This is a genomic window from Pseudomonas sp. SWI36 (assembly GCF_002948105.1).
GTDB lineage: Bacteria > Pseudomonadota > Gammaproteobacteria > Pseudomonadales > Pseudomonadaceae > Aquipseudomonas > Aquipseudomonas alloputida.
Map to the genome: position 1 here is coordinate 4,277,164 of NZ_CP026675.1, position 13,485 is coordinate 4,290,648.

At 63.2% G+C, this 13,485-nt stretch carries 14 protein-coding genes; 8 read left to right on the forward strand and 6 right to left on the reverse strand.

The genetic code is table 11. From position 1 onward, the window contains the following. Positions 1-62: 62 nt before the first annotated feature. From C4Q27_RS20440 to C4Q27_RS20470, 7 genes are all read left to right on the forward strand, one after another. Positions 63-1,055: an alpha/beta fold hydrolase gene (locus C4Q27_RS20440; RefSeq protein ID WP_232968829.1), complete on the forward strand. Its 993-nt coding sequence runs from the start codon at positions 63-65 to the stop codon at positions 1,053-1,055. A gap of 272 nt (positions 1,056-1,327) precedes the next feature. After that, the gene (gene rraA / locus C4Q27_RS20445) at positions 1,328-1,819 is read left to right on the forward strand and encodes a ribonuclease E activity regulator RraA (protein ID WP_010953085.1); all 492 of its coding nucleotides are present in this window, start codon (positions 1,328-1,330) and stop codon (positions 1,817-1,819) included. Positions 1,820-1,846: 27 nt separating this feature from the next. Then, the gene (locus tag C4Q27_RS20450; RefSeq protein WP_003248655.1) at positions 1,847-2,842 is read left to right on the forward strand and encodes a zinc transporter ZntB; all 996 of its coding nucleotides are present in this window, start codon (positions 1,847-1,849) and stop codon (positions 2,840-2,842) included. 87 nt (positions 2,843-2,929) lie between these two features. Beyond that, on the forward strand, positions 2,930-3,202 hold the full coding sequence (locus C4Q27_RS20455; protein ID WP_014591816.1) for a hypothetical protein: 273 nt from the start codon (positions 2,930-2,932) through the stop codon (positions 3,200-3,202). A 2-nt stretch (positions 3,203-3,204) separates the two neighbouring features. Further along, the gene (locus C4Q27_RS20460; protein ID WP_010953088.1) at positions 3,205-4,029 is read left to right on the forward strand and encodes a mechanosensitive ion channel domain-containing protein; all 825 of its coding nucleotides are present in this window, start codon (positions 3,205-3,207) and stop codon (positions 4,027-4,029) included. 113 nt (positions 4,030-4,142) lie between these two features. Next, on the forward strand, positions 4,143-4,709 hold the full coding sequence (gene sigX, locus C4Q27_RS20465; protein ID WP_003248665.1) for an RNA polymerase sigma factor SigX: 567 nt from the start codon (positions 4,143-4,145) through the stop codon (positions 4,707-4,709). Between the two features lie 111 nt (positions 4,710-4,820). Next, complete coding sequence (locus C4Q27_RS20470; RefSeq protein ID WP_010953090.1) at positions 4,821-5,855, forward strand: OmpA family protein; 1,035 nt, start codon at positions 4,821-4,823, stop codon at positions 5,853-5,855. Between the two features lie 85 nt (positions 5,856-5,940). On the opposite strand, the gene cobA is transcribed toward C4Q27_RS20470, so the two are convergent. The 5 genes from cobA to C4Q27_RS20495 all read right to left on the reverse strand — a co-directional run bounded on the left by cobA (position 5,941) and on the right by C4Q27_RS20495 (position 11,586). Beyond that, positions 5,941-6,681: a uroporphyrinogen-III C-methyltransferase gene (cobA, locus tag C4Q27_RS20475; RefSeq protein WP_104887287.1), complete on the reverse strand. Its 741-nt coding sequence runs from the start codon at positions 6,679-6,681 to the stop codon at positions 5,941-5,943. A gap of 27 nt (positions 6,682-6,708) precedes the next feature. Further along, positions 6,709-8,379 carry a bifunctional protein-serine/threonine kinase/phosphatase gene (locus tag C4Q27_RS20480; protein ID WP_104887288.1) on the reverse strand — a complete coding sequence of 557 codons (1,671 nt, stop codon included), beginning with the start codon at positions 8,377-8,379 and terminating at the stop codon, positions 6,709-6,711. Between the two features lie 9 nt (positions 8,380-8,388). Further along, positions 8,389-9,600: a NarK/NasA family nitrate transporter gene (locus C4Q27_RS20485; protein WP_012053187.1), complete on the reverse strand. Its 1,212-nt coding sequence runs from the start codon at positions 9,598-9,600 to the stop codon at positions 8,389-8,391. 184 nt (positions 9,601-9,784) lie between these two features. After that, the gene (locus tag C4Q27_RS20490; RefSeq protein ID WP_003248677.1) at positions 9,785-10,360 is read right to left on the reverse strand and encodes an ANTAR domain-containing response regulator; all 576 of its coding nucleotides are present in this window, start codon (positions 10,358-10,360) and stop codon (positions 9,785-9,787) included. Positions 10,361-10,371: 11 nt separating this feature from the next. Beyond that, complete coding sequence (locus C4Q27_RS20495) at positions 10,372-11,586, reverse strand: CmpA/NrtA family ABC transporter substrate-binding protein (RefSeq protein ID WP_104887289.1); 1,215 nt, start codon at positions 11,584-11,586, stop codon at positions 10,372-10,374. A 137-nt stretch (positions 11,587-11,723) separates the two neighbouring features. Here C4Q27_RS20495 and C4Q27_RS20500 point away from each other — a divergent pair, with 137 nt between their 5' ends. Then, a complete protein-coding gene (locus C4Q27_RS20500; RefSeq protein WP_064491091.1) occupies positions 11,724-12,746 on the forward strand; it encodes a quinone-dependent dihydroorotate dehydrogenase in 1,023 nt (340 codons plus the stop codon). 142 nt (positions 12,747-12,888) lie between these two features. Here the strand turns inward: C4Q27_RS20500 and rmf are convergent, their stop codons facing one another. Further along, the gene (rmf, locus tag C4Q27_RS20505; RefSeq protein WP_003248687.1) at positions 12,889-13,104 is read right to left on the reverse strand and encodes a ribosome modulation factor; all 216 of its coding nucleotides are present in this window, start codon (positions 13,102-13,104) and stop codon (positions 12,889-12,891) included. Between the last annotated feature and the right edge of the window lie 381 nt (positions 13,105-13,485).

Below are 13,485 nucleotides of genomic sequence, written 5' to 3' on the forward strand. Positions count from 1 at the left end.
GGTTTTTTCCAGGGCGAGCTCCAGCAATGGACCCCGCCCTTTTTTGTGCACCAAGCAACCTTATGCAAAGCAGCAGCACTTTATTCCCCGTGGCCCTGCTCAGTGCCGAGCGCCGCGGCGATCTCAGCGAAGACGTGTATCGGATCAAGGCCGGTAATGGCCCGGACCCCAGCGTCGAGCTCGCCATCACCCGTCTGGGGCTGGCCGACCAGGTTCAGGCCCAAGGCGTGCCGGTCATTCTCCTGCACGGCAGTTTTTCCAATCGGCGCTTCTGGTATTCGCCCAAAGGGGTTGGCCTGGGTGCCTACCTTGCGCGCGCCGGTTTCGATGTCTGGATCCCGGAAATGCGAGGCCACGGCCTGTCGCCGCGTAACCATGACTGGAAACACAACAGCGTTGCCGCCTACGCCCGTGATGACCTGCCGTTGATCAACGCGTTCGTGCGCGAGCAGTCGGGCCAGGCGCCGCACTGGGTGGGCCATTCGCTGGGTGGTACGACATTGGCGGCAGCACTGGGTGGCGGCTTCCTGGAGCCCGGGCAAATCGCCAGCGTGGCGCTGTTCGGTACCCAGATCAGCCGTGTCTATTGGCCGTTGAAAGTGCCGCCGCTGGCTTGGGGCGCGAAGCTGGTGCTCAAGCGTTGGGGGCAGATATCCGGGCCACGTTTCAAGCGTGGGCCTGAAGACGAGCCGATAGGCCTCGCCCTGGAGAGCATGCGCTGGCACGGCCTGTTCGGGCGCTTTGGCGACAAGAAGCACGATTGGTGGGCAGGGCTGGCTGAAGTGGATGTACCGCTGCTGGCGGTGGCCGGTGCCGGGGACTTCCAGGACCCGGTGTGGGCCTGTCGCAAGCTGTTCGAGCAGTTGGGCGGCGAGCGCAAGCAGTTCCTGCGGCTGGGTCGTGAAGAAGGTTTCGAGGCCTTCGGGCATGTCGATATGCTGGTGAGCAAGGCCGCGCAGGTGCAGGTGTGGCCGCTGGTGGAGCGCTGGCTGCGCAACCCGCTGCTGCCGGTGCATGCGTCCACTGTCGTTGCGGAACCTGTGCCTGCCAGCTGAGTTTGCTGGCCGCGTGTAGGAGCGGGTTTACCCGCGAAAGGGCCGGGCCTGCTGGCCAATCTCCACCCGCCGTTCACCGTTGACGCCGCCACCGTATTCGCGGGTAAACCCGCTCCTACACAGCGGCGCGTTCCTGTGCAGGAACGGGTCACGCGTGGAAGGGCCAATACAGGATGAATACAAATGACTGCCCGGTCCCGGATGACTGCGACAGCCTCCAAGGTGTAGCCTTGGCCGATACCCGCTTTCGTTGTGACTGACAGGAGCTTCCCATGCAGCATTACGTAACGCCCGACCTGTGTGACGCCTACCCGGACCTGGTACAAGTGCTGGAGCCGATGTTCAGCAATTTTGGTGGCCGCGATTCGTTCGGTGGCCAGATCGTTACCATCAAGTGTTTCGAGGACAATTCGCTGGTCAAGGAGCAGGTCGAACTCGACGGCAAGGGCAAAGTGCTGGTGGTCGATGGCGGGGGGTCGCTGCGCCGTGCGCTGCTCGGCGACATGCTCGCCGAAAAAGCCGCAAAAAACGGTTGGGAAGGCTTGGTGATCTACGGCTGCGTGCGTGATGTCGACGTGCTGATCCAGACCGACGTTGGTGTGCAGGCACTGGCCAGCCACCCGATGAAGACCGACAAGCGGGGTATTGGCGATCTCAACGTGGTGGTGACCTTCGCCGGGGTAACCTTCCGCCCGGGTGAGTATGTGTATGCCGACAACAATGGCGTGCTGGTCTCGCCGAAACCGCTGAAAATGCCGGAGTAATGCGCCGCACGCGCTGATGGAGCTTTGATGTTCGAGGAAGACAACGCGCAGTGGGGGCTGGTGCATGCCCTGGTGCTCGATGGCAAAGGTGGCGCGCGCTCGATTGCCCGTACCGAATTGGACGACCTGCAGTTGCAACCGGAGCAGAGCCTGTGGCTGCACTGGGACCGCAGCCATCCGCAAACCCGTTCCTGGCTGCTGCACGACAGCGGCCTGAGCGAGTTCGCCTGCGAGCTGCTGCTGGAAGAAAACACCCGGCCGCGCCTGCTGCCCATGGCGGACGAACAGCTGTTGCTGTTCCTGCGGGGGGTCAACCTCAACCCGGGTGCCGAGCCCGAAGACATGGTTTCGGTACGCATCTTCGCCGAGGCGCAGCGGGTTATTTCGCTGCGCCTGCGGCCGTTGCGCGCCAGCGATGAAATTCTCCAGCTGCTGGAACAGGGCAGGGGGCCGAAATCGGCCTCGGAACTGTTGCTGTTGATGGGCGAGTTGCTGACCGAAAAGGTCCAGGGCCTGGTCAGCGACCTGGCCGAGCTCGTCGACCTGGAGGAAGAAAAGGTCGAATCCGACGAGCGGTATGCCCCGGAGCAGGGCAGCCTGCAGCAGATCCGCCGCCGTGCCGCTGGCTTGCGCCGCTTTCTCGCCCCGCAACGGGAAATCTACGCGCAGTTGTCGCGCAGCAAATGGAGCTGGTTCGCCAATGCCGACGCCGATTACTGGAATGAACTCAACAACAGCCTGATCCGCTACCTCGAAGAGCTGGAACTGGCCCGCGAACGCGCTGCGCTGGTGCTGGAAAGCGAGGACCGGCGGCGTAGCGAGCGGATGAACCGCACCATGTACCGCTTTGGCATCATCACCTGCATCTTCCTGCCCATGAGCTTTGTCACCGGGCTACTGGGCATCAATGTCGGCGGCATCCCCGGGGCGGAAAACCCTTTGGGCTTCCTGTTCGCCTGCATCGTCGTGCTGGGGTTGGCCGTGGGGCAGTGGTGGCTGTTCCGGCGGTTGCGGTGGGTATAGCTGTGCAATTTGAAACCTTCGTGCCAACAGGATGTGTGACCCGTCGCCCGGCCATCTCGTCTCTTGCTGACACTGCGCGAGGTGCCCATGCACGATCCGTTTGAAGAATCCCTGCGCGACCTGCTCAAGGCGTCACCCTCCGGCAATGACCGGGACGACCGGGACGACGCCGCTTGCCTGGGTCGCGTGCTGAAAACCGCCAACCGCCAGGTTGGCGCGGGTGATCTGTTCAGCCTGCTTGGCCGCTGGAGCCAGGCGCTGCTGATTGCCGTGAACAATGGCTCGGCGCATGTTGCGCCGGTGCGTCGACACTCTTCCCGCAACGCTGCCACTGGCAGCAAAGCAGATAAGGCCGATTGAATATGGAACTCGATCTCTGGACCCAGAGCCTGGTCACCGCGATGACTGCCCTTTGGACCAAGGTAGCGAACTTCATCCCCAACCTGTTCGGCGCGCTGGTCGTGGTGCTGCTCGGTTTCGTGGTGGCCAAGCTGCTCGACACGCTGCTGTCCAAACTGTTGGCCAAATTTGGCCTGGACCGCCTGATGGCCGGCACCGGCCTCACCAAAATGCTCGGTCGCGGCGGTATCCAGGTGCCGATCTCGACCCTGATCGGCAAGATCGTCTATTGGTTCGTGCTGCTCATCTTCCTGGTCTCGGCTGCCGAATCGCTGGGCCTTGAGCGGGTTTCGGCAACCCTCGACATGCTCGCCCTGTACTTGCCCAAGGTGTTCGGCGCGGCCCTGGTGCTGCTGGCCGGCGTACTGCTGGCGCAGGTGGCCAACGGCCTGGTGCGTGGCGCTGCCGAAGGTATCGGCCTGGAATACTCGGCGGGTCTGGGGCGTATTACCCAAGGCCTTGTGATCATCATCAGCATCTCGGTGGCCATCAGCCAGCTTGAAGTGAAAACCGACCTGCTGAACCACGTCATCGTTATCGGGCTGATTACCGTTGGTCTGGCCGTTGCCTTGGCCATGGGCCTTGGCAGTCGCGAAATTGCCGGGCAGATCCTGGCCGGCATCTACGTGCGCGAGCTGTACCAAGTCGGCCAGCAGGTGCGGATTGGAGAGGTCGAAGGGCATATCGAGGAGATCGGTACGGTGAAGACGACGCTGCTGACCGATGATGGCGAACTGGTGTCACTGGCTAACCGCGAGCTGCTTGAACAGCGCGTCAATAGCCGCTAACCGCACAAAAGCTGTTAATGTATGCCGCCGCGAAATTCGACCCACGGGGTCGCGCGGCGACATTGACCTGACTGTCGGCCAGATCCGTTTTGAATAAAGTTCATTCGCCGCCCATGCGCTATGACCCCCGCGAGCTCACAGACGAAGAGTTGGTGGCGCGTTCGCATGAGGAGCTGTACCACGTTACCCGCGCCTATGAAGAGCTCATGCGGCGCTACCAACGGACCCTGTTCAACGTCTGTGCGCGTTATCTGGGGAACGACCGTGACGCGGACGATGTCTGTCAGGAAGTGATGCTGAAAGTGCTGTACGGGCTGAAAAACTTCGAGGGTAAGTCGAAGTTCAAGACCTGGCTCTACAGCATCACCTACAACGAGTGCATTACCCAGTACCGCAAGGAGCGCCGCAAACGTCGGTTGATGGATGCCTTGAGTCTGGACCCTGTTGAAGAGGCGTCCGAAGACAAGGCTCCAAAGCCGGAAGAAAAAGGCGGGCTGGACAAGTGGCTGGTGCATGTGAACCCGATTGACCGGGAGATTCTGGTGCTGCGTTTTGTCGCAGAGCTGGAATTTCAGGAAATTGCCGACATCATGCACATGGGCCTGAGCGCGACGAAAATGCGTTACAAGCGCGCGCTAGACAAGCTTCGGGAGAAATTTGCCGGCCTTGATGAAACTTAGTGGCGTGCAAATATCTCTAACGAACCGGCGAGTTCTGCTAGACTCGCCGTCGAGTTGTCCCTCTTGTTTGTGGTGGGACTGCTTAACTATCACCAGATGGGGATTTAACGGATGAAATTGAAAAACACCTTGGGCTTGGCCATTGGTTCGCTTGTAGCCGCCACTTCGATTGGCGCTATGGCACAAGGTCAAGGCGCCGTCGAGACTGAAATCTTCTACAAGAAAGAATTCTTCGACAGCCAGCGCGACTTCAAGAACGACGGCAACCTGTTCGGCGGCTCGATCGGTTACTTCCTGACCGACGACGTTGAGCTGCGTCTGGGCTACGACGAAGTACACAACGCTCGTGGCGAAGACGGCAAGAACATCAAGGGCTCGAACACTGCCCTGGACGCCGTTTACCACTTCAACAACCCGTACGACGCCATCCGTCCGTACGTTTCCGCTGGTTTCTCGCACCAGTCGCTGGGCCAGACCGGCCGTGGCGGTCGTGACCACTCCACCTTCGCCAACGTTGGCGCTGGCGCCAAGTGGTACATCACCGACATGTTCTATGCCCGTGCCGGCGTAGAAGCTCAGTACAACATCGACCAGGGCGACACCGAGTGGGCCCCGAGCGTTGGTGTTGGCCTGAACTTCGGCGGTAGCCCGAAGCAAGCTGAAGCTGCTCCTGCTCCAGTTGCTGAAGTCTGCTCCGACTCCGACAACGACGGCGTGTGCGACAACGTCGACAAGTGCCCAGACACCCCGGCCAACGTTACCGTTGACGCCGACGGCTGCCCGGCTGTTGCCGAAGTCGTTCGCGTTGAGCTGGACGTCAAGTTCGACTTCGACAAGTCGGTCGTCAAGCCTAACAGCTACGGCGACATCAAAAACCTGGCTGACTTCATGAAGCAGTACCCACAAACCACCACCGTGGTTGAAGGTCACACTGACTCCGTGGGTCCAGACGCTTACAACCAGAAGCTGTCCGAGCGTCGTGCCAACGCTGTCAAGCAAGTGCTGACCCAGCAGTACGGCGTAGAATCCAGCCGTGTTGACTCGGTTGGCTACGGCGAAACCCGTCCGGTTGCTGACAACGCCACCGAAGAAGGCCGTGCTGTCAACCGTCGCGTTGAAGCTCAGGTAGAAGCCCAGGCCAAGTAATTGGTTTGAAGCTTCATGAAAAACCCGGCCTCGGCCGGGTTTTTCTTTGCCTGGGTTTAACCGGCCTCGAAGGCCGCTCCTGCAGTCAGCCTGCGATTGCGATCCGCCCCACAGCCTGCTGCTCCCCAACCACCTCCCCAATCACCAGGATTGCCGGGCTACGCAGGCCAAACGCCCGCGCAGCTTCCACCATTCCCTGCACATCGCTTCTGCACTCCCGCTGCTGCGGCAACGAGGCATTTTCGATCATCGCCACCGGCATTCCCGGCGGCATGCCCCCCGCCAGCAATCCCTGGCGCACTTGTTCCAGCCGCGCCACCCCCATGTAGACCACCAGCGTTGTCCCGCCCTGAGCCAAGGCCGCCCAGTTCAGCTCGCTATCGTCCTGGGTGTGCGCCGTCACCAGCGTCACCCCTCGGCTCACGCCCCGTGAAGTCAGGGGAATCCCGCATTGGGTGGCCCCGGCCAGGCCGGCGGTGATGCCATTGATCACCTCCACTTCGATGCCATGGCCCTGCAGCCACAGTGCCTCCTCACCGCCACGGCCGAAGATGCAAGGGTCGCCGCCCTTGAGCCGCACCACGCAACGGCCCTGTCGCGCGTGGCGCAGCATCAGGCGCTGAATGAACGCTTGCGGTGTAGAGCGGCAGCCGCCGCGCTTGCCCACGGTCATTATCCGGGCCTGCGGGCAATGCTCGAGCACTGCCGGGTTGACGAGGTCGTCGACCATGACCACGGCGGCTTGCTGCAACGCACGCACTGCCTTGAGGGTGAGCAGTTCAGGGTCACCAGGGCCGGCACCGACCAGCCATACTTTTGCATTCATCAACGTTTCCTCATCGGCAAGGTGCGTTCAGCCCTTGAGCAGGGTGAACAGCAGTATCAGATTGATCAGCAACGACAACAGGGCCAGGGTGCGCCACACCTTCAGCGGCTCGCGTTCCAGCAGCGGCCGGGGTCGGCAGGGCAGTTCCTGGCGGTCGCCGCGCTCGAGCAGCAGCAACCAGTGTTCGGCGGTTTCGAAGCGCTGCGCCGGGTCGCTCGCCACGGCCTGCAGCAGGTTGTGCTGCAGCCATTCCGGCAGGTCGGGTCGGTAGCGCGCGGCGTTGACCGGCTGGCCGAAGCGCGGGCGCTGGAAGGCCTCTACCTCGCCGTACGGGTAGTGTCCGGTCAGCAGGTGGAACAGGGTCACGCCCACTGCATACAAGTCCTGACGCGGGCTGGGCGGGTGGCCATCGAATGCTTCAGGGGCGATGTACGAGGGCGTGCCGGGCAGCTCGTGCAGCGGGTCTTCGGACAGGCCCGGGCAATAAGCCAGGCCGAAGTCCAGCAGGCGCAGCTGGCCATCACGGCCCAGGTGCAGGTTGTCTGGCTTGATATCGCGGTGCAGCAAGTTGCGCCGATGCAGCACACCGACTGCCTGCAGCAGTTGCCGGGCGACTTCCAGCCATTGCGGCAGGGGCAGCGGGCCCTGTTCGGCCAGCAACGCCGCCAGGTTCTGGCCGGGATATTCGCGCATCACGTAGTACAGGTGCTGGCGCTGACTGGCGGCGTGTAGCTCGGGGAAGTGCCGGCCGGCGATGCGGCGCAGAAACCACTCTTCCAGCAGCAGCCCTTGCGCCGCCCCCGGTTCCTGTTCGCGTGCAGTGGGCAGGGTCTTGAGCAGCCAAGGCTGGTTCTGGCTATCGCGCACTTTGTACAGCAAGGACTGGCGGCTGTGCGCATGCAGTGTTTCGACCTGCCAGCCGTCGATCACCTGGCCTTCGCGCAGCGGGCCGGGCACTGGCCATTGTTGCAGTTGCGCCAGGGTATCGCCCAGGGTGGCCGTGCCCAGTTGTTCGACTTGCACGAGCAAGGCGCTGGCGTTGTCCTTGCTGCCGTTGAGGTGGGCACTGGCCACCAGGGTGTCGGCGGCCAGTTGCAGGTCAGTTTGCTCGCGCAGCACGGCCTGGATGTGCTGTTCGCCCAGGCTGGCCCAGACCCCGTCGCTGAGCAGCAGAAAACATTCGCCCGGTTGCAGCTCGCCTTCCAGGTAATCCACCAGCAGGTGCTGGTCCAGGCCCAGCGCCCGTTTCAGTACATGCTGCATGCCCGGTTGGTCCCAGACATGGTCTTCGCTCAGGCATTGCAGGTTCCCCTCGTGCCAGCGGTACACCCGGCAGTCGCCTACATGGGCCAAGGTAAAGCGCCGGCCGCGCAACACCAGCGCGCTAAGCGTGGTCAGCAACGGCTGGCCACTGCCCTGGGCGCGCAACCAGCGGTTTTGCGCCAGCAGCAGGCGGTCGAGGGCCTGGGCCACGCTCCAGGTGGCCGGCGTGGCGTAGTAATCCAGGGCCAGTGCCTGCAGGCTGGCGCGCGCCGCCAGGCCGCCGTCGGCACATTGGCTGACGCCGTCGGCCAGGGCGAACAGGTAGCCTTTGCTGGCGGCCAGTTCTGGTGCCGGCGTGACCAGGCGCAGGGCGTCCTGGTTTTCCGCGCGCGGCCCGGTGGCGCTGGCCTGGGCAAAGCTCAGTTGCAGGCTCATCGGCGTGCCTCAGACCCGTGCTGCAGTGACTGCAGCCGAGCCCCAGGTGGTGCGCCAGCGCTGTTTCACCCCGTGCAGGCCGAACCAGGCCAGCAGGCCCAGGCTGGCGAACAGCCACAGCCCCAGTTGGTAATCGCCAGTGTGCTGCTTGATGGTGCCAAGCCCGGCCGCCAGCAGGAAGCCGCCGATGCCCCCGGCCATGCCGATCAGGCCGGTCATTACCCCGATCTCTTGGCGGAAGCGTTGTGGCACCAGTTGGAACACTGCGCCATTGCCGGCACCCAGGCCGAGCATGGCGCTGACGAACAGCGCCAGTGCGGCCGCGGCAGAGGGCAGGTTGAAGCCGACTGCGGCAATGCAGATGGCGGCCACGCCGTACATGCCCAGCAGGGTGCGGATGCCGCCAAAACGGTCAGCCAGGGCGCCGCCGAGCGGGCGCATCAGGCTGCCGGCGAACACGCAAGCGGCGGTGTAGTAGCCGGCGGTGACCGGGCTCAGGCCGTATTGGTCGCTGAAGTAGCCGGGCAGGGCGCTGGCCAGGCCGATGAAGCCGCCGAAGGTCACGCTGTAGAAAAACATGAACCACCAGCTGTCACGGTCGCCCAGTGCCTTGAGGTAGTCGGCCATGGCTTTCGGCTTGGGCCGTTGCGGGGCATTGCGCGCCAACAGGGCGAACACCACCAGCGCCAGTGACAGCGGGATCAGCGCAAAGCCGAACACATTGTTCCAGCCAAAGCCGGCTGCCAGTGCCGGTGCCAGCAAGGCCGCGAACACCGTGCCGGAGTTGCCGGCGCCAGCGATGCCCATGGCCTTGCCCTGGTGCTGTGGCGGGTACCACTGTGAGGCCAGCGGCAGCGAGACGGCGAATGACGCACCGGCAAAGCCCAGGAACACGCCTAGCAGCAGGGCCTGTTCATAGCTGTGCACGCCAAGGTACCAGGCTGCGGCCAGGGCGACGATGACCACCACCTGGCCGATCAGGCCAGCCGTCTTGGGCGACAGGCGGTCGACCAGAACGCCCATGGCAAAGCGCAGGATTGCCCCGGCCAGGATCGGCGTGGCCACCATCAGGCCCCGTTGCTGTGCGCTCAGTTGCAGGTCGGCAGCAATCTGCACCGCCAACGGGCCCAGCAGGTACCAGACCATGAAGCTGAGGTCGAAGTACAGAAACGCGGCGAACAGCGTGGGCACATGCCCGGATTTCCAGAAGCTGGCACTCATCGAACACCTCACTCGGTAGTACAACGGAACGAAAAAGACGCCGCTACCCGCTCCATGGGTGTGGAGGGGAGAGCGACGTCTTTGTCGGGATTCAAGTGGGGTAACCGCCGTTGGCTACCGGTGAGATTTGTTCAGCAAGAGATGGGCCAACTTCCGGGGCGGCTTGCTCGGATTTTTCAGCACATCAGCCGAGCATCTCATGCATGGCAATGATCTGTTCGGCCACCTGGATCAGCTTCTGCTGCCGGCTCATGGCCTGGCGACGCATCAGGGTGTAGGCCTGCTCTTCGTTGCAGTCCTTCATTTTCATCAGCAAGCCTTTGGCCTGCTCGATGCGCTTGCGTTCGGCCAATTGCTGGTCGCGCGCCAGCAGCTGCGCCTTTAGTGCCTGGTCGCTTTCGAAGCGGGCCATGGCCACGTCCAGGATCGGCTGCAGCCGCGCAGCATGGATACCTTCGACGATATAGGCACTGACCCCTGCCTGGATCGCCTGGCGCATCATCCCGGGGTCGTGCTCGTCGGTGAACAACACGATGGGCCGCGGCTGGTCACGGCTGACCAGCACTACCTGTTCCATCACATCGCGGTCTGGCGAGTCGGTATCGATCAGCACCACGTCCGGGCGCACCGTTTCGACGCAGGCGGGCAGGTCGATGGTCAGGTCTGGGGCTTCGATGATCTCGAAGCCGGCCTCACTCAACGCAGCCCTCAGGCGACCGAGCTTGCTCTGGGTGTCGTCGATCAGCAGGATGCGCAACATGTTCGTCCCCCTCACGCGCCGACACGGGCATCGGGCAACTCGCCCAAGGCATGCAAGCTGAAACTGCGGGCATAGCCGAAGGGGTCGCTGCCGTCCCAGCGGGAGCCATCGATCAGCAGGCTGCTACGCATCGGTTGGCCTGGGCAAGCGATGCCCAGGCTCTGTGCGGCCTCGCTGTACAACTGCAGTTGCTGGACCTGCCGGGCCACGCCGAGGTAGTCGGGGTCTTCGCGCAGCAGGCCCCAGCGGCGGAACTGGGTCATGAACCACATGCCGTCGGACAGATAGGGCAGGTTGGCCCGGCCTTGGTCGAACAGGCGCAGGGCGTGTGGGTCTTGCCACTGGTTGCCCAGGCCATCCTCATAATGGCCGAGCAGGCGGGGGGCTATGCTGTCCAGCGGGGTGTCCAGGTAGGCGCTTGCGCTGAGCAGTTGCGCGGTGCTGCGGCGGTTTTCCGGGCTTTGCTCGATGAACCGGCTGGCGGTGAGGATCGCCTTGACCAGCGCACGGGCGCTGTTGGGGTATTGCTCGGCAAAGATGCGGGCGCAGGCCAGGACCTTTTCCGGGTGATCCGGCCAGATCGACTGGCTGGTGGCCAGGGTGAAGCCTTGGCCTTTGTTCACGGCGTCGGCGGCCCAGGGCTCGCCGACGCAGAAGCCGTCAATGCGCCCGGCCTGGAGGTGTGCAGCCATCTGCGCCGGTGGCACCACTACGCTGTCGACGTCGCGCAGCGGGTGAATGCCCTGGCTGGCCAGCCAGTAATACAGCCACATGGCGTGGGTGCCGGTGGGGAAGGTCTGGGCGAACGTCAGGCGTGCGCCATGCTGGTGCACCAGACGCGCCAGTGCCTCAGGGTTGGTCACGCCCTTGCGCTGCAGGGCAGGGGACAGGTTGATAGCCTGGGCGTTCTGGTTCAGCCCCATGAGCACGGCCATGTCGCTGGCAGGTACGCCGCCGATGCCCAGGTGCACTGCGTAGACCAGGCCATACAGGCAATGGGCGGCGTCCAGTTCGCCGCTGACCAGCTTGTCGCGCAGCCCGGCCCACGAGCCCTGGCGCTGGAGGTTGAGGGTAAGGCCGTGCTGCTGGGCGAAGCCCTGGGTGGCGGCGACCACGACCGAGGCGCAGTCGGTCAGGGCCATGTAGCCGATGTTCAGGCTGGTTTTTTCCGGCGCGTCGCTGCCGTTGACCCAGGCCAGGGGCGTTGCTCGGGGTACAGTGTTCACAAGAGTCCTCGCCCTTACTGATAAGGCTGTGGGCTGAACGGGTGCAACCGATGTGCCAAGCGCTCCACGATTTGCTGTCCTGTCAGCCCCGCGCTGGCTATAATCGCCCCCTCACTCACCCTGAGCCTTGCCCGCCCATGTATACCCTGGCCCGCCAGCTGCTGTTCAAGCTTTCCCCGGAAACTTCCCACGACCTGTCCCTGGACCTGATCGGCGCCGGTGGCCGTTTGGGCCTCAACGGCATGCTGTGCAAGCAACCGGCGTCATTGCCGGTTTCGGTCATGGGCTTGAACTTCGCCAACCCGGTGGGGCTGGCAGCTGGCCTGGACAAGAACGGCGCGGCCATCGACGGCTTCGCCCAGCTGGGCTTCGGTTTTGTCGAAATCGGCACTGTCACCCCGCGTCCGCAGCCTGGCAACCCCAAGCCACGGTTGTTCCGCCTGCCGGAAGCCACGGCCATCATCAACCGCATGGGCTTCAACAACCTGGGCGTTGATCACCTGCTGGGGCGCGTACGCGCCTCGCGCTACAAGGGGGTGCTGGGAATCAACATCGGCAAGAACTTCGATACCCCGGTCGAACGTGCCGTCGATGACTACCTGATTTGCCTGGACAAGGTCTACACCGCCGCCAGCTACATCACGGTCAACGTCAGCTCGCCCAATACCCCGGGCCTGCGCAGCCTGCAGTTCGGCGACTCGCTCAAGCAGTTGCTCGACGCCCTGGCCGAGCGCCGCGAACGACTGGCCGGTGCACATGGCAAGCGCGTGCCCCTGGCAATCAAGATCGCGCCGGACATGAGCGACGAAGAAACGGCGCTGGTGGCCGCCGCGCTGATGGAGTCGGGCATGGATGCGGTGATCGCCACCAACACCACGCTGGGCCGTGAAGGTGTCGAAGCATTGCCGTACGGTGGCGAGGCGGGCGGCCTGTCGGGCGCACCGGTGCTGGAGAAGAGCACCCATATCGTCAAGGTGCTGGCAGGTGAGCTGGGCGGCAAGTTGCCGATCATTGCCGCCGGGGGCATTACCGAAGGCCGCCATGCTGCCGAGAAGATCGCGGCCGGGGCGAGCCTGGTGCAGATCTACTCGGGCTTCATCTACAAAGGGCCGGCGCTGATTCGCGAAGCGGTGGATGCTATCGCGGCAATGCCGCGGTGACCAGCCCGCCCCTGCAGGGGGCGGGTGGGTGCAGCTGATGAGGTTTGCCAAGGCATAAAAAAGGGCCCCTTCAAGGGGCCCCTGGGCCTTCGCCCGCCGCCCGGATGGGGCGTGCATGGTAAATCGAATTCAGTGTCCTCGTTCAGCCAACGGCGTGATTTTCGTTGAGTCTATGGATGCCAGCGGTGCCAGTCATTCCGTCCCAGTTATCACCGCGACCTTCACGCCAGCCGTTGATCCAGGCTTGGCGAACAGAAGGAAGATTGAAGGGGCAAAGTTCGCGGGATTTGCCGGTGACCCCGTATTGGTAGCCACGTGAATATGCTCTTTCCAACGGATCACGCTTAAGTCTTCTCATAGGGTGTTGCCCTCACTTGTTGACTGTAATGTCCCGTCGGCCTCTCCGAGGCCGGGCAGAGTCGTTCTGCCGGTTTGCGCTCGCTGCCGGCGTGGCGAGCTGAAAGTGCCGCCTCGTTGCGAAGCGGCCTAAGACCAGTTCTATCGAATGCGAGTCACGGTGTGAATGACCGATTTGTCATAAGCACGTAACCTTTCCAAGGGTGAGGGGATAAGTAAATAAATGCGACTCAACCTTGTTTGGTGTTTAGCCCTGCAATGATCGGGGTTTGCCGATCTTTGACGTCATTTCGCCAGCGTTGTTTGCGGATGACAGAAATAATTTGAAATGCGACGAAGGGTCACATTGGCCCGGAGATCGCCAGAATTACGCGTACTGCCT